At 69.4% G+C, this 22,229-nt stretch carries 17 protein-coding genes; all 17 read right to left on the reverse strand.

Annotated elements, in window-relative coordinates; all coding sequences use genetic code 11:
• Positions 1-16 precede the first annotated feature (16 nt).
• The gene (locus J2847_RS31620) at positions 17-859 is read right to left on the reverse strand and encodes an alpha/beta fold hydrolase (RefSeq protein WP_233474921.1); all 843 of its coding nucleotides are present in this window, start codon (positions 857-859) and stop codon (positions 17-19) included.
• An 87-nt stretch (positions 860-946) separates the two neighbouring features.
• Complete coding sequence (locus J2847_RS34875; protein ID WP_209782705.1) at positions 947-1,690, reverse strand: SPOR domain-containing protein; 744 nt, start codon at positions 1,688-1,690, stop codon at positions 947-949.
• On the reverse strand, positions 1,691-2,404 hold the full coding sequence (locus tag J2847_RS31630) for a hypothetical protein (protein WP_209782706.1): 714 nt from the start codon (positions 2,402-2,404) through the stop codon (positions 1,691-1,693).
• A gap of 104 nt (positions 2,405-2,508) precedes the next feature.
• Positions 2,509-2,892 carry a DUF4280 domain-containing protein gene (locus J2847_RS31635; RefSeq protein ID WP_209782707.1) on the reverse strand — a complete coding sequence of 128 codons (384 nt, stop codon included), beginning with the start codon at positions 2,890-2,892 and terminating at the stop codon, positions 2,509-2,511.
• A gap of 12 nt (positions 2,893-2,904) precedes the next feature.
• Positions 2,905-3,537: a toxin-antitoxin system YwqK family antitoxin gene (locus tag J2847_RS31640; protein ID WP_209782708.1), complete on the reverse strand. Its 633-nt coding sequence runs from the start codon at positions 3,535-3,537 to the stop codon at positions 2,905-2,907.
• 10 nt (positions 3,538-3,547) lie between these two features.
• Positions 3,548-5,563 carry a type VI secretion system Vgr family protein gene (locus J2847_RS31645; protein ID WP_209782713.1) on the reverse strand — a complete coding sequence of 672 codons (2,016 nt, stop codon included), beginning with the start codon at positions 5,561-5,563 and terminating at the stop codon, positions 3,548-3,550.
• 38 nt (positions 5,564-5,601) lie between these two features.
• Positions 5,602-8,232 (reverse strand): type VI secretion system ATPase TssH, encoded by a 2,631-nt coding sequence (tssH, locus tag J2847_RS31650; RefSeq protein WP_209782714.1) that lies wholly within the window; start codon positions 8,230-8,232, stop codon positions 5,602-5,604.
• Between the two features lie 285 nt (positions 8,233-8,517).
• Positions 8,518-9,498 carry an eCIS core domain-containing protein gene (locus tag J2847_RS31655; RefSeq protein ID WP_209782715.1) on the reverse strand — a complete coding sequence of 327 codons (981 nt, stop codon included), beginning with the start codon at positions 9,496-9,498 and terminating at the stop codon, positions 8,518-8,520.
• A gap of 105 nt (positions 9,499-9,603) precedes the next feature.
• Positions 9,604-10,704 (reverse strand): type VI secretion system baseplate subunit TssG, encoded by a 1,101-nt coding sequence (gene tssG, locus J2847_RS31660; protein ID WP_209782716.1) that lies wholly within the window; start codon positions 10,702-10,704, stop codon positions 9,604-9,606.
• On the reverse strand, positions 10,701-12,521 hold the full coding sequence (gene tssF / locus J2847_RS31665) for a type VI secretion system baseplate subunit TssF (RefSeq protein ID WP_209782717.1): 1,821 nt from the start codon (positions 12,519-12,521) through the stop codon (positions 10,701-10,703). The genes tssG and tssF overlap by 4 nt, the downstream gene beginning before the upstream one ends.
• Positions 12,511-13,026, reverse strand: coding sequence for a type VI secretion system baseplate subunit TssE (tssE, locus tag J2847_RS31670; protein WP_209782718.1), 516 nt, complete (start codon positions 13,024-13,026; stop codon positions 12,511-12,513). The genes tssF and tssE overlap by 11 nt, the downstream gene beginning before the upstream one ends.
• Positions 13,027-13,032: 6 nt before the next feature.
• Positions 13,033-13,533: an Hcp family type VI secretion system effector gene (locus J2847_RS31675; RefSeq protein WP_209782719.1), complete on the reverse strand. Its 501-nt coding sequence runs from the start codon at positions 13,531-13,533 to the stop codon at positions 13,033-13,035.
• 138 nt (positions 13,534-13,671) lie between these two features.
• The gene (gene tssC / locus J2847_RS31680; RefSeq protein ID WP_085558372.1) at positions 13,672-15,159 is read right to left on the reverse strand and encodes a type VI secretion system contractile sheath large subunit; all 1,488 of its coding nucleotides are present in this window, start codon (positions 15,157-15,159) and stop codon (positions 13,672-13,674) included.
• A gap of 86 nt (positions 15,160-15,245) precedes the next feature.
• Positions 15,246-15,803: a type VI secretion system contractile sheath small subunit gene (tssB, locus tag J2847_RS31685; protein ID WP_209782720.1), complete on the reverse strand. Its 558-nt coding sequence runs from the start codon at positions 15,801-15,803 to the stop codon at positions 15,246-15,248.
• A 125-nt stretch (positions 15,804-15,928) separates the two neighbouring features.
• A complete protein-coding gene (tssA, locus tag J2847_RS31690) occupies positions 15,929-17,113 on the reverse strand; it encodes a type VI secretion system protein TssA (RefSeq protein ID WP_209782721.1) in 1,185 nt (394 codons plus the stop codon).
• Positions 17,110-21,345 (reverse strand): type VI secretion protein IcmF/TssM N-terminal domain-containing protein, encoded by a 4,236-nt coding sequence (locus J2847_RS31695; protein ID WP_209782722.1) that lies wholly within the window; start codon positions 21,343-21,345, stop codon positions 17,110-17,112. Before J2847_RS31695 ends, tssA begins: the two co-directional genes overlap by 4 nt.
• A 7-nt stretch (positions 21,346-21,352) precedes the next feature.
• Positions 21,353-22,228, reverse strand: a complete 876-nt coding sequence (locus J2847_RS31700; protein ID WP_209782723.1) for a DotU family type IV/VI secretion system protein — start codon at positions 22,226-22,228, stop codon at positions 21,353-21,355.
• Between the last annotated feature and the right edge of the window lies 1 nt (position 22,229).

Below are 22,229 nucleotides of genomic sequence, written 5' to 3' on the forward strand. Positions count from 1 at the left end.
GAAGCCTCATCAGCCATCACGTTTCCACCCAAAGCCGCCTGAACAATGGCCACCTCAGCATCGCACGATTTTCCACCATCTTGACGGACGCTATCTTCGTCTCACGCGGATCACCAATCACGAAGATGCGCCGGTTCTGGTCCTTCGGTATGCGATCGAGCAAGTCATAAGGATCAAACCATGTCTCCGGCTTGGCCAGCCGGGCTTTGGCCCCGTGTGCTTCGAGATAAGCCCGAAAGGCAGATGCTCCAGAGGAGATAATGGCGCATCGCAGGTCGCTGCGGCTCGCCAAGAACTCGGCCACCAACGTTCCTCCGGCGCTGTGTCCACCAAGGGACCACTCGGCAATGCCGTAGCGCTTCTTGAGCACATCGAGGTGAGCATTCATCAACGCCGCTTCCCGAGGGGTGTGGCGGAGATCCCAAAACCGGCCGGAGCTTCCATAGGCGCCTGGGCGGGCCAGAAAGATGAAAGGCACACCGAAACGCTCGGACAACGCGCGTTCCTGCTCAATCATCGCGGTGACGCTGAGTCCCTCCTGATGCCCGATCTGGCTCGGCTTCCTGCCCATGATGTCGCCGTGCATCCAGGCAGCAACAACGGGGTTGGGGCCCGGGGCGGAGCGTAGCCCGGCAGCATAGAAGCGCAGGCATTCACCCTTGCCGTCCACTTCAACCCAGTTCGCAGTTTCCTGCACCTCCAGCAAAGCGCACGCCTTCCGCGTGAGGACAAGCCCAGCGGCCACGATCGCGTTCGAGAACGCTTCATTGTTCGGGCGCGACTGTGCTGATACCGGGTACGAAGGCAAGGTGTTGGCAAACCCAAGAATGCAGCCGAAGAGAACTCCCATCAGACGCATGGCTCGATGCTCCCGATACAAGGGACGATCATTTCTCGGAAGTGCTCAAGACCCGTCAAGTTCGACACCAGACGGATAACCCCGGAATCAGGGAGCGAGCCAGCTTACCAGCAGGGTGTCGAACCCTTGGGCGGTGGCGTCCTCCGCCAGCCGCGCGGCCGCGGTGGCATCGTCGCGTGGTCCCAGCGTAACGGTCAGCCAGCCACTGGGGTCGGGAGGGTCGGCGACGACGACGACCGGCTGGAAGCCCTTGGCCTGTGCTTCGGCCAGCCGGCGGGCGGCGTTGTCCTCCAGCAGGAAGCGTCCGACCGCAACCGAAAAGACCAGCGGCTCGGCTGGCGGCTCCTTCGGAGCGGGCGCGGGGGCTGATGTGGCGGCTGCCGCAGGCTGGGCTGCCGGGTTGGTGCCCGGTGCCGTGCCCGGCGCTGCGCTGGCCTGCTCCAGCAGATGGCCGCGCAAGGCCGAGGCGGGCGGACTGGACGGCGGAGCGCCGTAACCGAAACCCTTCACCTTCAGCGGTTTGATCGCCGGCGCCGCTTCCGGAGCGGCATCGCCGCCCTTGGCCGGTGGGGATGCGGGAGCCGGAGCCGCCGCATCGGGTGCGGGGGCCGTCGGAGCCGCTCCGCCGGAGGCTCCGACGGGTGCAGGGACAGGAGGAGCGGGCGCCACCGCCGCCGGGGTGCCGTTTCCTGCCTGCGGGGATGCCTGTGAAGATGCGGGAGCGGATGACGACAGGTTGAGTCCGACCAGCAGCCCCAGCAGGAACAGCAGAGCCCCGAACAGCAGCGTGCCGCCGAGAATGACGGGAAGGGAACTGCGCGGAATTGTCACTCAGCGTCCCTTTCCGCCGGGTGCGGGAGCAGCGCGTGCCGCTGCCTTCTCCGTTCCCTTGCCTTGCGGCTGCGGAGTCGGCGTCCCCGCCGGTCCGGTTCCAACGGATGCGGCCTTTGCGGGATCCGGCGATCGGGGGGCCGGCTTGGGCGTGGTGGCGCCCTCCGGCTTGGCCGGCACCGTGGAGGCCCGCTGGTCGGACAGCATGCCGCGTTGCAACCCCACCCCACCCATCTGAAGTTTCTGCCAGGGCACGAAACGCTCGTCCGGCAGATGGGCCTGTTGGCGGAAGGCGGCCATCGGCTGGTAGGTGCCGGAATAGTTGCTCCACCAGTCGAGCGAACCGCTGTCAAAACGCACCGTTCCGGCGTACAGCACCGGCCGTCCGGCGGCCAGCCCGGCATGGCCGCTGTTCGCCGACACGAAGGTGCGGGCCTCGTTGCGGGTGTTCCCCTGGACCCGGACGAAATTGTAGGTGCCGTCCGGCTTGACCCGCAGGTTGCGCTCGGCGGTGCTCAGCAGGAACTGGTCGCCCTGCATGCGCACAAGCTCGTCGCCGACCTTGCCGCGCTCCGCCTTGCCGCTGCGCAGGGCGTTGAAGGTCGTTTGCGGCTGCGCGACCTGCCGCTGGATCGCCGGCCCCGGCTGGCGCGGCGACGCACATCCAGGCCAGCTGGGCGGCGGTGGAGCGAAACGCTTCGGCGGAGCGGACATCGGTCGGCCTTGCGGTCGATGGTTTGGGGGGCGGGACCTCGCGTCATTATAGCGCCGATGCCTTGAACCGCAACCGCCGGGCCGTCCGCTGGGGTCCCGATCGCTCAATCCTGCGTCTGGAACTGCCCGGCCATGCTGACGCTGATGGAGCCGCCCCAAGCGCACATGCACTTGCAGCCGTCGTTCAGCGCCGGCATGCCGCCGATCAGCACCTGAGGAACGCCGGGCGTCCAGGGCGTGGTGACCGGGATGCAGGGCATCGGCGTCAGCACCCCCATCGCCGCCGCCGTCGCCGCGATCACCATCGGGTTGGCCGGGCTGTTGCACATGGCGAAGGGCAGGATGTTCATCATCGGAGCAAAATCCATGATGGTCGCGGCCGGCACCCCGCCACACATCACCCGGTTGGTCGGCAGCACCATCAGGCTGCTCGGCGCCGCCCCGAAGCTGCACTGGGTCATCGCCCCCATCACCACCTGAAGCCCCATGCCTGCCCTCCCCTACTTGCCGATCAGCCGGGCCAGCAGCGACGTCCTGCCCGGAGCGTCCGGATCGGCGAAGCGCTCCGGCCCCTCCACGACGGTTCCGGCGCGGAACAGGCTGCGCTCGGCCGGGCTTCCGCCGGGATGGAATTCGACCACCTCGCCATCCAGCCGGTCATCGGCGTAAAGGGCGCGTCGCCGCAGCGTGCCGTCCGGACGGTATTCCAGCATCGGCCCGTCCAGCCGGTCGTCGCGGTACTCGGCGGTCATCAGCAGCGCGCCATCCACCGTGAAGCACTCCATCCTGCCATTCTTGCGCCCGGCGGCGTAGCGCACCACCGAGAGCAGGCGTCCGGCCGGGTCGTAGCCGCGCATCTCGCCGTCGAGCCGGCCGGCGGCGTAGCCCATCTCGGTCTGCACCCGGCCGTCGCGATAAATGGTCGCCGGCCCATCCGGCTGGCCGTCGCGGTAGGTCATCCGCATCTGCACCGAGCCGTCGGGAGCGTAGGCGACGAACTCCCCGTCCGGTTGTCCCCCGGCGCCGAGCGTGACCAGCGACAACAGCTGTCCCTCCGCATCGCGGGTCTCGATGCGCGTGGGTTCGGACGGGAACCCGCTGGCGGGGGGCGTGTCCTGGTTCGTCGGGGGCATCGCCACGGGCTCAGTTCAATTGGACCAGCCCGCCCTTCACCGAGGTCATGCCGCCGCCGTCGATGGTGGCCTGGGCGCTGCCCTTCACGGTGACGGTGGTGCCGCCCTGGAGCGTGGCGCCGGTGTCGGCCTTGACCGTGGCGCTCATGCCCTGGAGCGTGGCGTCGCTGGTGGCCTTGGCGGTCAGCGCGGCCGACGAGGTGAGGGCCATGTCCTGGGTCGATTGCACGGTCAATCCCTTGCCGGCCTTGATGGTGACGGCGCCGCTGGCCGAGATGGTGATGTCGCCGTCCACCGTCAGCGTGAAATCCTTCGACACCGTCTGGGTGAAGGCGTCGCTGTTGGTGCGGGTCTCCGCCCCCGTCACCGTGACGTCGCGGGTGCCCTTGACCGAATGGGTCTCGTTGCCCTTGGCGATGCTGGAGGTGCGGTTGCCCTCGCTGACGGTCAGCGTGTCGTTGCCCTTGGTGATGGTGACCGAGCGGTTGCCCTTGTTCAGCGTCAGCGTGTCGTCGGCGGCGTCCACCGTCGTCGTCCGGCCATTGTTGACCAGCACCGTCATGTCCTTCTGCGCCTGGACGAAGATTTCCTCGGCATCGGCCTTGTCCTCGAAGCGGATTTCGTTGAAGCCGTTGCCACCCTCGGAGCTGTTGGATTTGATCGTGCTCTTGGTCTGGTCGTCGGTCAGGGTGTAGGGGGTGGTGTTGGTGCCGTTGTAGACGCAGCCGGTGACGATCGGCTGGTCCGGGTTGCCGTCGAGGAAACTGACGATCACCTCCATGCCGACCCGCGGCAGGAAGAAGCTGCCCCAGCTCTTGCCGGCCCAGCCCTGCGCCACCCGCACCCAGCAGGAGCTGTTTTCGTCGTTGCTGCCCTGCTGGTCCCAATGGAACTGCACCTTCACCCGGCCATACTGGTCGGTGTAGATCTCCTTGCCCGACTTGCCGACCACCACCGCGGTCTGCGTGCCGGCGATGCGCGGGGCCGGCGTCCGGCGTGGCGGGCGGTAGGTGGTGGCGGACGGCAGCGCCGTGAAGCTGTTCTCGTACTCCCGGAAGGTGGCGCGGTGGCTGACCGCGTGCAGCACCCACTCGGCGTTCAGGTCGCCGCGCGGGTGGCCCGACAGGGTGAAGCTCTGCCCGGCGGTGAAGGCGCGCACGACGCCGCTCCCCGACAGGCGCTTGGCTCCGGCCTGGAGGGCGGCCAGCCGGATGGCGGCCGCCGCGTCGCCCTGGTCTTTGCTGGTGTAGTTGCCGGGATATTCGTAGACCAGTGGCGTGCCGGTGACGCTGGCCTTCAGTTCGGTCGCCGGGGTGGTGAAGTTGTAGTCGTCGGCTTGGTAGCCGCCGCTGGTCACCGCCTGCTCCAGCGAGCAGGAGGTCAGATGCAGCCCGTCGATCCAGTCCTTGCCCCGCGGCAGCCCGAGATAAGGCACCGTCGACGTCCCGGCGATGGCCGCGAAGGCCGAGGAATCGTCGGCCAGCACCAGCGTGTGGGTGCCTGCCGTGTGCGTGAAGAAATAGCAGATTCCCTCCTCCTCCATCAGCCGGCTGACGAAGTTCAGGCAGCTCTCGCCATACTGCACGCAGTAGTCGCGGGTGGTGTAGGTGGCGGTCGTCGAATCCTTGAAATCGGTGTAGCCGAGGTTGCCGAACACCGCCTTGATGATGTCGACGGCGGTCTGGCTCTGATAGATGCGGTTGTCGCTGGCAAGCCCGAGCATCCACAGCCAGGGCCGCAGCTCCGCGACATAGGAGGTCGCGGTCTGCACGACGCGGGTGCAGATCCCGTCGACGACCCGCTGTGCCCCGTTGCCGTCGGTCAGAGTCACCGTCAGGTGCTGGCCGACGAGCTGCGTCAGGTCGAGGTCCATGGCGCCGGTCGCCGACTGCATGACCAGCGTGAAGTCGAACAGGTCGGAGACCGTCTCGGTGCCGCTGAACTCGCGCAGGATCAGCGCGTCCTTGCCGAGCGGCGTGCTGACCGACAGCGAGGCGGAATCCTGGGTCGTCGACTTATCGCTCATTGATCGCCTTTGGGGGTCGCCTTGGGGGAGGCCGCCGTTCAGGGCGCCCGCGATGCGGGCATGCCGAAGCTGTAGCGCAACGCCCCGGCCCCGTCGAGATCGACATGCACCAGATCGACCCCCCGTCCGTCGGCCAAGCGGTCGAGCACGCCCGCCGACAGGTCGGGCAGCAGCGTGTTGGTCAGCAGATGGTCGACGGCCCGCGCCCCGGCGTCGGTGGCGGCGCAACGCGCGGCGATGTGGGCGACCACCGAGTCGGCGTAGGTCAGCTCGGCACCATGCGTCTCGGCGACGCGGGCCTGGATGCGGGCCAGTTTCAGCCGGACGATGGCATGGACGCGCGCCTCGTCGAGCGGAAGATAGGGCACCACCACCATGCGGCCGAGCAGCGCCGGCTTGAAGTGACGCACCAGCTCCGGCCGGATCGCCTCGGCGACGCGCCCGGCGGTCAGGCCGCCGCCGCCCTGCCCGGCCAGCCGCCCGATCGTCTCGCTGCCAAGGTTCGAGGTCAGCAGGATGATGGTGTTCTTGAAATCGACCGCCATCCCCTCGCTGTCCTCCAGCGTCCCCTTGTCGAACACCTGATAGAACAGCTCCAGCACGTCGGGGTGGGCCTTCTCCACCTCGTCGAGCAGGACGACCGAATAGGGCGCGCGCCGCACCGCCTCGGTCAGCACCCCGCCCTTCCCGAAGCCGACATAGCCGGGCGGCGCACCCTTCAGGCCGGAGACGGAATGCGCTTCCTGATACTCCGACATGTTGATGGTGATCAGGCTGCGCTCTCCGCCGAACAGCAGTTCGGCCAGGGTCAGCGCGGTTTCCGTCTTGCCGACGCCCGACGGTCCGACCAGCAGGAAGACGCCGGTCGGCTTGCCCGGCTCGCCGAGCCCGGCGAAATAGGTGCGGATGCGCCGGGCCACCGCGTCGAGCGCCGCGTCCTGCCCGACCACCCGCTCGCCCATGCGGGCGCGCAAGCCGCGCACCGCCTCGACATTGTCGGTCAGCATGCGGCCGACCGGGATGCCGGTCCAACCAGCCACCACGGCGGCGACGGTGTGGCGGTCCACCGCCACCGGCACCAGCGGGGCGGCGTCCTCCTGCACCAGCTCCAGTTCCAGCCGCAGCCCGTCCAGCTCGGCCCGCGCCCGCAGATAGGCGGCGCCGTCCTGGTCCGGTAGCGAGTTCTCCAGCGCACGGATGCGGGCGACCGTTTCGGCCTCCTGGGTCCAACGGGCCTCCAACCGATGGCGCTTCTCCTCCAGGGCGGCGCGCTCGTCGGCGAGACGCTCCAGGCGCTCGGCGTGGTCGTGGCCGGCGGTGCTTTCGCGGGCGAGCTGGGCGATCTCGGCGGACAGCCCGGCGCTGCCCTGGGCGGCGGCCTGGAGTTCGGGCGGCGGCGACGCCTGCGCCAGAGCGACGCGGGCGCAGGCGGTGTCGAGCACGCCGACCGCCTTGTCCGGCAATTGCCGGTCGCTGATGTAACGGTGCGACAGCCGCACCGCGCCTTCCACCGCCGCGTCGAGGATGCGGACGCCGTGGTGCGCCTCCAGCCCCGGCACCAGGGCGCGCAGCATGGAAACGGCGGTCGCTTCGTCCGGCTCGGCCACCTTCACCACCTGGAAACGGCGCGCGAGTGCGGGATCCTTCTCGATGTGCCGCTTGTATTCGCCCCAGGTGGTGGCGGCGATGGTGCGCAGTTCGCCGCGCGCCAGCGCCGGCTTCAGCAGGTTGGCGGCGTCGCCCTGCCCGGCCGGTCCGCCGGCGCCGACCAGCGTGTGCGCCTCGTCGATGAACAGGATGACGGGACGGGGCGACGACGCCACCTCGTCGATCACCCGGCGGAGCCGGTCCTCGAACTCGCCCTTGACGCCGGCACCGGCCTGGAGCAGCCCGAGATCGAGCGTGCGCACCGCGACGCCGCGCAGCGGCGGCGGCACGGCACCCTCGGCGACCATGCGGGCGAAGCCCTCGACCACCGCCGTCTTACCGACGCCGGGATCGCCGGTGAGGATCGGGTTGTTCTGCCGCCGCCGCATCAGGATGTCGATCACCTGCCGGATCTCGGCGTCCCTCCCGACGATGGGGTCGATCCGGCCGGCACGGGCCTGGGCGGTGAGGTCGATGGTGTAGGCATCGAGCGACGGGGTTCGGGATGGCGTCGTGCCGGACGTTGCGGCGGGAGCAGGCTCCCCGGCCCCCTCCGGACTGCCGCGCAGCAGGTCGGGCAGATCGTCGGCCAGTTTGCCGCGCGGGATGCGGGCGAGCGGCGGTGCCGCCTCGACCAGCATGCCGCGCAGCGCGTCGTCCTCCAGCAGCGCCGCCAGGATGGCGCCGGACCGGATGCTGTGTTCGTCGAGCCTCAGGGACGACACCACCCAGGCGCGCTCCAGCAGACGCAGCAGATGTTCGGAGAAAGCCGGCGTCTGCCGGTTCCCGCGTGGCAGAGCCTCCAGCGCACGGGTGAGGTCGGCGGACAGGGTGCCAGCATCGACGCCGTAATGCCGCAGCAGCCGCGCCACGTCGCTGTCCGCCATGCCCGCGAGCTTGAGCAGCAGATGCTGCACCTCCACCGCGAAGTGCGTCTGCACGAGGCAGAGCTGCGCCGCCGTCTCCAGGGCACGCTTGGAAGTGAAGGTGAGTTTGCCGATCAGAGTTTTTAAGGAGGACATTGGTGGATTCATTCAGGATCTAGAGGGTACAGATCCCACCATTCGCTGCTGGGCATTTTCCAAGATGCATTACCGAGGTGTAAAGTCCGTAAGCGCCGCTTTTATGAGGTTCAGCGCCCACGATGCTGCGTGAGATGAAGCAGGCGGAAGAAAATGAGACGTCGTTGAAGCTGGTTGCAGCACCCGGTGCGGAGCAATAAGCCGGTTTTTATCATTCGGTTGGGGTGGTGGCAGAAGATTTTTCTTCATCGTGCTTCTCGGAGAGGTGGAGACATTCGTTTTGGCTCAAATCTTCCGATAGAAGTCTCGTGGTCCCCGCACCGGCCCTGCGCCGAACGCATTCACCCCCGCCGCCTTCGCCACGTCGCTGGCAAACGCCGTGCATTGGCGGTTCGCCAAGCTGAACCGGGCGTTGCCGCTCCGGTACTCGCCGATCTTCGCCATGGCGCGCTCCGCCTGCTCACGGCTGACGGCGATGCTGCGTGTGCGCACCCCCGGCTTGGAGAACGCCGCCTCGTCACGATGCACGCGCCCCGGCACGCCCGTGGTCAAGCGCCCGAGGTCGCGTTTCGGGTCCATGCCCGACAGTCCCGCCGGCGAGAAACCCCATGCCTCGCGCTTGCCGCCGGGGCGCTCCACCGCGACGAAGCCGTGGCCGGCCATGGCGTCGGGCAGCCCTTTCTCCTGGTGCAGGTAGGCGCCAACGATCAGCCGGTAGCCGGAACCTTCCTTCCTTTGGATCGGCGCGGCCAGCCTTTGCGGTGCCGGCTTTGCCTGCACGGTCGGCGGGGTGAAGTGCGAAGCCGCACGCATGCCCATGCGGTCGGCCTCGGCCTCCAGCGCGTGGTCCTGCACGACGGCCACGCCGCTGCCGAACGGGTTGCGCACGCGGCCCGCCCGCTGCTGCACCACATGGGTCAACTCATGGCCGAGAAGCTGCTGGCCATGGAGGGTATCCGGATTGTACTGGCCCGGCGCGAAATACAGGTTCGAGCCCAGCGTGAAGGCCAAAGCGCCGATGGCCGGCGCCTCCGACCCGACATGGACGCGGACGTCGGAGAAATCCGTCTTGAAGAAGGTCTCCATCTTCTGCCGCACACCGTCGGGCAGCGGCCGACCGCCGACGCCTCCCAGGCGCAGCAGGCCCGGCGGCAATTGCCGGGCGTTGCCGTTGGCTTGGGGTTGCGCGACCCGTCCCATCTCCGGTCCGGGCAGGCGCGGCCCCGCCGACAGGAAACGACCCTGGAGAACAGCGCAAGCGGTCATGGTGGCTTCCTCTCGCAATAGACGAAGTATCGGTCCGCCATGGTTTCCCCGTCAACGATGATCGGTGCGGCTACGGATGGAAACGCGAAACCGGGAGACAGAGATTTACCCGTGCGTGCCTCCTTGCCCGTCCATTGGCTGAACGATCCCCTCCGTCGTGCGCCGCCGCGTGACCAGCCAGCTCGTCCAGCCGAGCCGTGGAGCGTTCGGCCCGGCGCGCGTCAGCAACCGCCCATCCTCCGCGCCCAGCCGCACCCCCGCCGCGCGCGGCCGTTCGGCAAGAACGCGGGGGGAATGCAGATGCAGCCGGTTGGCACCCACCAGCCGGCTCGCCGGCACCCGTTCCGGCGCAAGCCGCAGGCGCAACGAGACGTCGGTGCCCGGTCCCAGATAGAAACGCGCGAGATCGCGCAACGCCCGCGCCGCGTGCCCGCCAGGCAGAAAGGCGCGGAACGCTTCCAGTCCCAACGGCCCCAGTTCCAGCGTCACCGCCGCCTGCTGGTCCCACACCCGCCGTCCCAGCACCGTCCCGTCACCCAGCGCCGAATTCAGTCGCCCCAGCCGTGTCACCTGCGTGTCGTCGAGCGCCAGCCAGCGCCCTTGCAACGGCACCGCCCGCACCGGCACGCCGAAATGATCGCCAAGCAGGCGTTCCAGCCCGTGCAGCGTGCGCGGCTGCTGGGCCAGCACCCCGGCGTGATCAAGCAGCACCCGGTCGGGCACCGCCATGCGGCCGCGCAGGCCTGGCGTCCCCAACCCGATCAGGCTGTAGAGATGCTGTGCCATCGGCCCCTGGTCGGGTGTGCCGCGGTTCAGCGCCGGCCGGTGCAGCCGCCGCGCCCGGTAGAGCAGCGAGACCAGCCGGTGGTTGAGAATGTCGAGGAAATCGCGGGTCGCCGTGTCGCCCGCCCGCACCCGCTGGACGATGGCCTCGGTGAAGGGCGCCGGCAGCGGACCGAAACCGCCGGCCAGCCCCAGGAAATTCACCAGCAGCTCCCAGCGCGGCTCGCCGGGGCCGGGCGGCGTCGCGGCGGCGAGGTCGCTCGCGGGAAAGGCGGTGGCCAGGCTGGAGCGGAACCGCACCGCCTCGTGCCGCGAGTCGGCGCCCTCGCCGACGCTGCGGGCGTCGGGCAGCATCCGCTCGATCAGGCCGATCGCCTGGAGCGCGTCGAAGCGGTGGGCCTCGGCGGCCAACTGCTCGATCACAGAACGGGTCGATCGCCAGCCAGGGGAGGCCATGTCTTCCAGTGTCCGTTGCGTTGGCGGCTGGTCAGGACCAGCTGCGTGAAGGAGTTGACGGCGGCGTAGAGCCCGAGGAAACGGTTGAGCACCGAGGCCAGAAGGAAGGGATGGCTGCCGACAAAGCGCTCCTCGTCCAGCTCCAGCGTCACCTCGGTGCCCCGGCAGAACCCCCGCCACGCCTCGTTGCCGACCCGCCGCACCACCGGGCGGCAGGACAGGCCCGACAGGCCGGCGATCTGCCCCGCCACGCTGGCATCGTCGAAGGCGGCGTAGAGCCGCAGGATCTCGCGCAGCGCCGCCAGCCCGCCCTCCCCATCCAGCGACAGATGGTTCAGCGACAGGTGCGACACCAGCCGCCACAGGGTCTGACCGGCCAGCGGCGGCGTGCGTTGGCGGGTCGGTTTGGTCAGACAGGCGATGCCGCTGAGCGGCGCGTCGACCTCGATCTCCAGCCGGGCGCCGGCCGGCATCTGCTCCGCCACCCCGCGGTTGGTGCACAGCGTGTGGGCGAACACCACCTGGGCCGGCGGACGGGTCGGCTTGAAATCGAGGTCGAGAAAGGACAGCACCAGATCGGTGCCCGGCAGGTCGGCCCGCCCGGTCGGCTGGCGCCGTGCCGTCCAGAAGGCCCGCGGACCGTCGCGGCCATTCTCCCGTCCGGTGGAATGGTCGAAGGAAAAGAAGGGTTGGAAGACCCGGCTGTCGTCCTCGTAGGCCGAGCTGGCCGAAACCTTGAGGATAGAATGGATTTCGGTCGAGCGCTCGCGGTGGCTGTCGGGCGGCAGACGGTAATCCACCTGGGTCTGGTCCAACCGCACCGGCTCCGTCGTCCGGCGGAACAGGTTGACGATCGGCGCGCAGTTCAGCCGGAAGGACTCGCGGTCGAGCGGAACGGCGCGTCGTGGCGGGTTGGACAGCAGGAACAGCAGCTCCGTCTCCTTGGCATCGCCCAACCCCTCCAGCCCTTCGATGTCGACGAACAGGTACTTCTCCGGAAAGACGAAATACTCCTGGATCAGCCGGTAGCCCTGGTGGGCGTGGCGCGGCCAGGGCAGCACGTCCTCGTCCGGCGCGAAGCCGACGGGCCGGACCTGGGCGCCCGGCAGTTCCCGCACCGCGCCGGCGGCTTCCGCCGGCCGCACCGCGATGCCGCGCACCTCGTTGAGCAGCAGCTCGTGCAGGCTCCCCGCCGCCCCGCCATGCAGGTGGAGGCGCAGCCGTTTCGGCGCCATGTCGGCGAAGGTCAGACGGCCAAGCCCGCGCAGGGTGACGCGCAGAACCGCCCCGATGTCGGTGCGCAGGTCGAGGAAGGAGAAGGCCGCCGGTGTCTGGATCGCGGCGTCCGCCACCTCGACCGGCCACAGCTCCACCGGGTAGGCGGTGCGGAAGCGGCAGGTCAGCCCGTCGAGCGCCTCGGCGAACAGCGGGGTCTCGTCGGGCAGGGTGAAGCCGGTCGCCGCGCGCGCCTGGTCGGGATCGACCGTGAACTGCGCGATGGCGAGGCTGGGCACCGGTGCCACCAGATGCGGGTAGAGCACCCCCAGCAGCGCCGCCGGGATCATCGGGAAGTCGGAATCAAGGGTCCGCTGGATGCGGGCGGTCAGGAAGGCGACGCTCTCCAGCAGCCGCTCGACATGCGGATCGGGCGATTCCGCCCCGCTGAGGTCGAGGCGCGCCGCCACGCGCGGGTAGCGGGCGGCGAAGGCCGCCCCCTCGTGCCGCAGATAGGACAGCTCGCGCTGGTAGTAATCCAGCAGGTCGTTGCGGTCCTCACCGGCCATCGACCCCGCCTCCCCCATCCCCCAGCCCGTCCCCTGGCATGTCCCCCAGCCCATCCTCGACGCTGTCGGTCAGCAGGATGGGAAAGCTCACCGGCTCGACCATGCCGTCCAGCAGGACGGATCCGGTCACCGTCGCCCGCAGCCGGCCGCGCTCGTTGCCGGCGCGTGCCACCGTCACGCGGGGATTCACCAAACGGGGTTCGAAGGCCGCGACCGTGGCGGCGACCAGCCGGGCCAGCCGGGCCTCGCTGTCGGCGTCGAAGGGCCAGAACAGCGACAGGTCGGGCAGCCCGTAGTCGAGCGTGCCGCGCGGCCGCCGGCCCAGCTCGTCAGCGGCGAGCGGCGTTCGCGTGTTGAGCAGCCGGTCCAGCTCTCGCCGGATCGAGGCCCGCAGCCCATCGCGGTCGAGCATCCGCCCGCCGCTCCCGCCGCCCTCCCGAGGGTCGGCGGCGAGGCGGTCGAACAGCGGCGCCCGGACGCCCTGCGCGATGCGCGGTCCCGGCATGGCGGGTTACGACACCGTCTGGGCGGCGAGATCGTGCTTGATCGGCTGGTTGCCGCCGGCGGTGCCGTCCGCCGTCTTCTGCTGGATGTAGGTGTACTGGACCGAGGAATAGCTGAGCGTCACGGTCTCCGTCGGAATGTCGCCGGTGCCGCCGCCGACCGAGACGTTGGAGACGATGACGTTGGTCATCACCACCTCCAGATACTTGATCGCCGTGTTGGCGCCATCCGAGCGGTAGGCGGAGAAGGTGGCGGTGCCGATCTGCTGGCCGCTCCAGCACATCTTCAGCAAATCGTCGGTCGCCGCGTCCATGTATTTGGTGAAGGAGAAGTCCGAGTGGTTGGCCTGCTCCACCGTGCCCGAACCGGCAGAGCTGCGCGTCGGCGAGGTCGGCTGGTTGAAGGAATGGCTCCAGGACAGGACCTGGATGGCGTTCGTGTTGTTGCTGTCGGCGCTTTCACCCGTGATATCCGGCGTCTTGAAGACGATGAACATATTGGAGGCCATGGCGGTCTTCCTTCTGTCGGCGGGCCTCGGTCGGCGGGCCGTGAAATCGGTTCGGTGGGGATCGGTCGAATGAGGATCGGCGGGTGTGCGCCCTCTGACGTCCGGCCGGCGGCACGGGCGTCAGAGGGGCGTCGGCGCTCAGGCGGCCGGCGGCGGCAGCTCGGCCACCAGACGGATCGACGCGGTCAGCTCCTCCAGTTGGAAGTGCGGACGCAGGAAGACGGTGGCGTTGTAACAGCCGGGCTTGCCGGGGATGTCCGTCACGTCGACGCGGGCGTCGCGCAGCGGGTACTGCGCCTTCAGGTCCTGCCCCGCGTCGTCCTTGCCCAGGACATAGCCCATGATCCAGGTGTTCAGGTAGGTCTGAACATTCTCCTTGGTCATGAAGCTGCCGATCTTGTCGCGCATGATCACCTTGATGTAGTGGGCGAAGCGCGACGCGTTCAGGATGTAGGGCAGCATCGCCGACAGCCGGCTGTTCGAGTTGGCGGCGGCGGTGTTGTAGAGCTTGGGCTTGTTGGTGGTCTGACCGCCGAAGAAGGCGGCGTAGTCGGTGCCCTTGCAGTGGACCAGCGTGATGAAGCCGAGGTCGTTCAGCTCCTTCTCGCGGCGGTCGGTGATGGCGATCTCGGTCGGGCATTTCAGGGCGATGTCGCCCTCGTCGGTGTGGAAGGTGTGGGCCGGCAGCCCCTCCACCTTGCCGCCGCCCTCGACGCCGCGGATCGCCGCCGTCCAGCCATGCTTGGCGAAGGCGTCGGTGATGCGCGTGCCCAGCATCCAGGCGGGGTTGCCCCACAGATACTTGGAATGGTCGCGCCCGTCGGTGTCCTCGACGAAGTTGATGCCCTCGACGGGCACGGTGTCCGGCCCGTAGGGCAGGCGCAGCAGGACGTGCGGCAGGCACAGCGTGACGTAGCGCGAATCCTCGCTGGCGCGGAAGGAGCGCCACTTGATCAGTTCGGCGCTCTCGAAGATCTTCGACAGGTCGCGCGGAACGCCCAGCTCGGTGAAGCTCCCCATGTCGAACAGCATCGGGTTGGCCGAGGCGATGAAGGGGGCGTGCGCCGCCGCCGCGACGTTGGAGACCTTCTCCAGCAGCGCCATGTCCTGCGGGTGGCGGCCGAACTCGTAGTCGCCGATCAGCACGCTGTAGGGGTAGCCGCCGAAGGTGCCGTACTCCTCCTCGTACACCTTCTTGAACAGCGCGCTCTGGTCGAACTCGACGGCCTTCTCCAAATCCTTCAGCAGCTCGGCCTTGGTGATGTTCATCAGCCGCAGCTTCAGCATGGTGCCGGTCTCTGTGTTGAACACCAGATGGGCGAGGCCGCGCCAGGAGGCCTCCAGCTTCTGCAGGTCGGGGTGGTGCAGGATCTCGTTGAGCTGGAGCGAGATCAGGTCGTCGATCTCGGCGATGCGGTCGGTGATGGCGGCGACGACGTCGCCGCTCACCGTGCCGCCGGTCTCCGCCAGCACGGAGGTGACGAACTCGTCCACCAGATCGCGGGCGTAGCCGCGCTGCGTCTCGTCGCGCGCCAGCTTGCCCTCGACCAGGATGCGGTCGAGGATGGACAGGGTCTGGGTTTCCGTGGCCGTGCCGCCGCCGGCGGTTTCGGTCTCGTCAGCCATGGCAAGAATCTCCTCACGCGGGCGTCGCCGGATGGGTTCGGGCCGGCGACGGTCGGGATTGTGGTCGGTTCCGGGACGTCAGCGGCTCATTCGGCCGCCGGTTCGGCGGGCGGCGCGTCGCCGGATGCGGCGGGGGCGGATGAGGCGGGGCCGGCGAGTTGGGTCTTCAGCGCCTCCTGCTCCTCGGTGCTCTGCATCACCTGCTTCAGCAGGGCGTCGAGGTCGTCGTTGCCGTCCAGCTTGGTCAGCAGGTCGCGCAGGCGCGAGCGCGCCTCGAACAGGCGCTTCAGGGTCGGGACCTGCTTCAGCACCTCCACCGGACCGAAATCGTCCATGTGCTTGAAGCGCAGTTCGACGTTCAGGACGTCGTTGCTGTCGGGCTGTAGCCTGTTGGGCACGCGGAAGGCAACGCGCGGGCCGATCGAGGACAGCACGTCCTGGAAATTGTCGCGGTCGATCTCGACGAACTTGCGGTCCTTGACCGGCGGCAGCGCCTCGGCCGGCTTGCCCGACAGGTCGGACATGATGCCGACGATGTAGGGAAGCTCCTTCTTCTCGATGGCGTCGCCGATCTCCACGTCGTAGGTGATCTGGACGCGGGGCGGGCGGACTCTGCTGAGTTTGTGCTGGGTGCTCTCGGCCATGGTTCGACCTCTGCCAGATGTTGCAGCGCACGCCCAACGCGAGTATCAGGCGCGATTATTGACCATTCGTATTAGGCTAGAATTTCCTGACGCCCATAACAAGAATGATTACGCAACAAATTCCCTCATTTTCCCGTCCTCCCTCCATTCTGTTGCGACATCTCGGAAAAGTTGAAGCCGAGCAGGTCGAACACCGCCGACAGGTCGTTGCGGCCGCGGGTGACCTCCAGCAGGACCTCGTGCAGCGGCATGTTCGCCCAGCCCAGCGCGCGCTGGATCAGGTAGGGGGTGGGACTGTGCGGTTCGGTCCGCATCAGGAACTCCGACGCCTCGGCCAGCCAGAAATACGCCTCGTCGCGGGTCTGGATCGGGCCGCTGCCGTAGTGCGGCGGAACGGCGCCATCCTCGAAGGACTCGTCGAAGGCTTCGAAAGCCTCGTCCGTCGCCGCGCCATTGCCGTCGGCGCTCAACGCTGTCGGGACGGGCATCTCGGGTTCCTCCCCCTTCGCGCGCAGCATGGTGTCGATCCAGCCCTGAAGTCCGGCGCAGGTGCCGCGCAGCCCGACCAGCCCCGGCGCCTGCCGTCCGCAGCGATCGTCGAGCAGCGCGGACAGCGTGTCGATGGCGACGACCGCCTCGGCCAGCCGGGCGTGCAGGGCGCGGTGAAAGGCGACCGGGGTGCCGGCGGCGCTCGCCTCGATGTCGGCCAGGGTTGCGCCGCCCTTGGCAAGGATCGCCGCGGCCCCGCGCGGATCCCGCGCAGCGGCGAGCTGGCGGCGCTGGGCGTTCTCGTAATCGGCGTAGGAATGGCTCACCACCGGCGGGCCGCCCGAGCGGGTCAGCGCCAGCGTGTGCAGCAGCGCCGGCAGCTTGCCGTTCAGCCATTCCAGCGGAGCGACGCGGGCGGCCATGTCGCCGTCCTCCGGGTCGATCTCCGGGTGCAGCCCGTCCCAGAAGGCGTCGCACAAGCCGGCCAGCAGGCGCAGCGCCGGCGCCAGCGCGGCGAGGCCATGGCGCTGGACCAGCGCCTCGGCCAGCCAGCACGCGACCTGGAGATCCTTGGAACGGGTTTCCAGAACCTCGCGGCACAACCGGATGGCAAGATCCCAGTCGGCGCGCTTGGCGGTGGTCTGCCAGACTCCCTGCGGCAGGCTCGGGTCGTCCTGCCGCCGCGCCTCGCGGATCGCGTCGTAGACCGGGTCGTAGCGAAGCGACGGGCCGGCCGGCGACTCCCCCGGCAGGGGCGCCAGGATCGCGGCGGCGTCGAACGGCAGCCCGTGGGGCTCCGCACCGGTCATCGCTCCGTTCATCGGCTGGCTCCCTTCGGGGCAGGCTTGCGGGGGACCAGACGCGTCGGGCGGGGGGCCAGAGGGTCGTCCAGCTCCGCGTCGTCGAACCGCGGATCCAGCGCCACCCGCGCGCCGGCCGGCACATCCAGACGCGGGGCGGCGTAGGGGAAGACCGGCAGGCTGTAGGAGGTCCGGGTCTTGCCGTCCGGATTCGCCGTGGACAGGGCCAGACGCAGGAACACGCTGGTCCGGCCGCCGGGCGCCGCCCGCGCCGGCGGCTCCTCCCCCATCACCGGAACGTTGCCGGTGTCGGCGGAGAATTTCAGCGTGTGCGGCTGCGGATCGGTCAGCTTCGGCAGGTCGGCCGGCGGCGCCCGGTGAGCCTGGAGCAGACGCACCAGCGACCAGCGGTCGGTGAAGGAAAAGGCGATGGCGCGGTCGGGCTGGACGCTGCCGTCGGGGCCGATGATCGACAGCGGCACCACCGGCGCGTCCTTGGCCCAGCGCAGCGACACCGACACCGGCTGGCCCGGGCTCCAGCGCGCCGCCTTCGCGTCGCCGCCGCGCTGAAGCCGCTGGTCGCCCACCGTCACCGCCCAGTCGATGATCTGGTTGCCGCCGCTCTCGCGCGGGCGGTTGACGCGGAAGTCGGCGGTCACGTCATAGCCCGGCGGGGCGGCCGAGCTGGCGGCGAGGAAGGGCGCCAGGAAGTCGCGCACCGCCGCCATGCGACCGACGAACTCCAGCGCCTGGGCCGTCGGCGTCCCGGGGGCGGGCGTTCCGAAGCCGCGACGGATGCCCGGCTCGGCGATGGCGAAACGCTCCAGGAAGGCGGCGACGGCGTCGGTGTCGGCCTGCGGCGTGTCCGGCCCCTGATATTCGGCGAAGGGGTAGCGCCCGGCCAGCAGGCCGTTGAAATCGGCGGCGAGCCGCGCATAATCGGTCGACATGGTGCGGGCGGCGACCCGCTGGCACTGCGCCAGGGCCAGACGCCGCAACGTGTCGCGCCGCTGGAGGAAGAAATCGGCGCCGCTGCCGAAGCCACCACCAAGCCCGCCGCCGGCCGCGAGTTGCTGGAGGCAGTTGTCCGGTTTCACCGCCTCGCCCAGATCGAAACGGATGGTGCGCTCCAGCGCCGCCAGCGAGCTGTTCGGGTTGTCGGCCTTGTAGCGCTGCTGCTCGATCAGGATGCGCTGCCATTTGGTGACGTGCGGATCGTTGCGCAGCGCGCCCGGCGTCTGTTCGCGCAGGGCGAAGGTGACGATCGGCGCCGCGATCTCGTTGCCCAGCCAGTCGAAGCGGCCGCGCGTGTTGTCGAGATACTGCGACAGCTCGACGTCGCTCAGCACCTGCCAGCCGTCGGCGTTGAGCGGCAGCGTGCCGTCCCAGTCGCGGAACTCGTCGATCGGCAGATAGGGCGCGCCCTGGTCGGCGATGCGGTCGGCCTGCTCCAGCATGCCGACCAGATGCTGGACGACGATGGCGCTGACGGTGGTGTAGCCCTGCTCGAAGCCACGCCGGCCGAAGGCGCCCAGCAGATCGCCCAGCGGGCGCGAAGCGCGGGCGAACTGGCGCACCTCGCGCAGCAGCCCGGTTTCGTCGGCGACCATCCGGAAATCCTGGCCGCGCTTTTCCACCACCCGCGCCTCGGCCACGGCGGTCAGCATGGCGCCCTGGAGCCGTTGCGCCACCAGCGCCTGAAGCATCGGCCGCAGCGCCTCCGGCACGCGGGCCAGCGATCCCGCCTCCATCGCCTCGAAGGAACGGTACTGGCGCACCGCCTTCTCGAGCGGCTCGGGCATCCACTGGATCGCGGCGCCGCGTTGCGACGGCACCTCCGGTTGGCGCACCGGGATGTCGGCCATGAAATCGTAGCGCAGGATATCGGGCAGCGCCGTCGCCAGATCGGCCAGCGCCGGGGCCAGCCGCAGCAGGCCGTCGGCCCCTTCGTCGGAGACCAGCAGCGGTCCCAGTCCCGGTGCGCGGATTCCAAGCAGGTTGGCGCGCAGGGTATCGACATGCTCGATCGCCTTCGCCAGCGCCTCGCTGGCGGCCTCCGGACCGAGGAACAGATTGCTGCGGATGCGCGGCAGCCGGTCCTGCCAGACGGCGTCCCGCTCCGGATTCCTCACGAACAGCCAGCGCAGGTTGGGATCGTCCAGCACGGCCTGGGCCCGTTGCAAGGCGGTGCCCAAATCCTGAAGCGCGCCGCCGGCGCCCTCGGGCGGGCCGAAGCGGGCGAGTTCCACCCGCTCCAGCGTGCTGGCCAGCACGCTGAACGGGCGCACCAGCGGGCCATCCTGCACGGTGATCAGCCGGGCCGCGTCACCTGACAGCCGGGCCATCGTCGCCCGCGAGGGCGCCAGATTCCGCTCCGTGTCCAGCGGCCGGATGACGACCCGGTTCATCACGTCGGCATAGAGCAGCGGATCGTTGCGCAGCGCGGCGCCCAGATCGATGCCGAGCAGCTCCTTGACCAGCGCCGCGACGTCGCGCACCGGCAATTGCTTGGCGTTGCGGTAAAGGGTGACGGCGACCGCGAGCCGGTCGATCTCGTCCAGGTAACTGCGCGCGCGCTGGAAGGCGACCATCTCGTCACTGCCGGCCGTCAGCGGCTTGGCGTTGCGGGCCTGAAGGTCCGTCCAGCGGCTGATCAGCTCGTATCGCAGGGAATCGAGCACCACAAGGCGGAAGCCTTGGACGAGCTGCTCCTTGACCTCTTCCGCGATCGGGCTGATCCAGGAGGTGGGGATGAAGGGCACCCACAGCGCGCGGTCTCCGACCGTCTTGAAGGCCCCCAGGATTTGCGGAGCCACTTCGCGCAGCTTGCGGTAGGCGGTCAGGCTGTCGCCGGCCTGCCGGGCCTTCTGCATGTCCTCGATCGATTCCTCGATGATGCTCATGGGCTGAGCCAGGGAGGCGATGGCGGCGCCAGCCATGCGGTGGGAGTGCCAGAGCCCGGCGGCAAGGACCAGGATGGCGCCGCCGATCGCCAACTGAACGTTGCGCACCGCCCGGCTGCGCGCCACCAGACTGCGCCGGGCCGGCTGCACCACCCGCGCCTCGCGGAAGATCTTGTCGCCGAACAGGCTGGTGACGAACAGCGGGCGGGCGCCTGGCGGCTCGACCATGACAGCGTCGCCCAGCGCCGGAACGGCCAGCGGAGCCGACTCCAGAGGAACCGGCAGGCCGCTCCGCCCACCGGCGCCCGCCAGGGCGCCGCCGTCGCCGGTAACGAACAGGCCGCGGAAGAAATGCGGATCCTGGAAGGAGTCGGCACGGAACAACCCGTCGGCCAGACGGCCCAGCGGGGCCGCCAGCTTCTGGAATTCGGCCGGGAACAGGAAGGCCATGTCGCTGATGCCGCCGGTCGCCGCCGCCCCGCCGATCAGGGCGCGGTGCAACGCCCGGCCCATCGCGTCGAAGGCCTCGCCGACCAGATGCGGGCCATAGGCCGTCTCCAGCGTCTGGCCGTTCGACCAACCGAACATTTCGGCGCCGCGCTCCGCCGCCAGCGGCTCGCAGAAGCTGGCGAAGCCCGGCAGCGCGTCGCATTTGGTCACCACCAGATAGACCGGCAACCGCAGGCCGAGCTGCTGCTGAAGCTCGCGCAGGCGCAGGCGCAGGCGCTTCGCCCGCGCGACCAGCATGGCCGGGTCGAGCCGGTCCGGCCCCACCAGATCGGTGCAGGGGACGGTGACCACCACGGCGTCGAGCCCGCGCTCCGCCCGGTGGCGCAGAAGAAGTTGCAGCAGCCGGCGCCAGCCGGCCTCGGCGCCGCCCTTGCGCCCGTCACCCCACAGGATGCCGCCCGGCGGGTCGAGGACGATGCCGCGTTCGAACACGTGCCAGGCGCAGCCCTGCTGGGCCAGCTCCGGATCGGCGTTCAGGTCGAAGGGCCGGTGCAGCCCGATCGCCGAGGCCAGCGCGCTCTTGCCCGAGCCATGGTCGCCCAGCAGCAGCACCCAAGGGGTATCGTATTTCCAGGCGGCCCCGGGAACCGCGGTCTTCAGGGTCCGCAAGGTGGCGATGAAGCTGGCGGACAAAGCCTTGATGTCGACCGGCCGCCGCGCCGCCGCCGCGTCCACCGGATCGAACCCGACCGTTCCGGCCACCGATCCGGCCGGCGCCTTCCACTCGGCGCGCCACACCGCCCAGGCCAGCAGAAGCAGCACGATGATCGCCAGCAGCGCGAGGGCGAGGCCGACCAGCAGATGGTTCTCGGGAGGAATGAGCGGAGTCCAGGTCGGCATGGTCCCGTCACTCCGCCGGCTGACCGCTGCCGGCGTGATCGATCCGCTCGATCTTCTCGATCCGGTGGACCGTCTGGTCGAGGTCGAAGATCAGCGCGATCCACAGCGTGTGGCTGCCGGCGAGATAAAGGACGAACAGCGCCGACGCCACCAGCAGCCAGGGCCGCAGATGCGGCAGCCGGACGGCGCGGCCCTGCTCGATGGTGTGACCGTAGGCTTGTTCGAACAGCGGGGCGCCCTCGCGCGCCAGGGCCGGGTCCTCCCTCGCGATGATGCGGGCCAGGGCCGTGCGGTAGACGCGCAGTTCCCCGTCATCCTCCGGCCGCCAGCAGCGCCCCCGGAAGCCAAGCGCCAAGGCCACCAGATAGATCGTCGCCAGATCGGCCGGCACCCGCGAATCATCGGCCAGCAGCGCGTCCAGCCGCTCGAAGACCCGTTCCCCGGCGACGCGGGTGCCGAACAGGGCGGTCTCCAGCAGCCGGTCCTGCCACACCGCGCGCCCCTCCCACTGCACACGCAGCAGCATCGTCTCGTCGGCCAGCGCCGCCATGACGTATTGCGCCTCGCGGTACAGCGATTCACCATAGCTGCCGCCCCAATGGCGGGCGCGCGCCGCCTGCGCCTCCAGAAGAACACGCAATCTCTGGTGGACGAGCCCGGCGAGATCCGCGGGGGTCAGCCCCCCTTCGTCGCCGTTGGCCGCACCGTGCAGCCGGCCGGCGGCCAGCGCGTATTTCAGGCGCAGCAGCTCGGCGAAGAAGTCGCCGAACTGGACCAGCAGCGAATCCCCGCCGCGGCTGCCCATCAGCAGCGATGCCATGGCGACGCCCGGATCGGCGCTTTCGACCGGCAGCGTCGACGTGTCCAGGCCGGATCGTTCCATG

Origin of the sequence: Azospirillum agricola, assembly GCF_017876095.1 — a bacterium.
Lineage (GTDB): Bacteria > Pseudomonadota > Alphaproteobacteria > Azospirillales > Azospirillaceae > Azospirillum > Azospirillum agricola.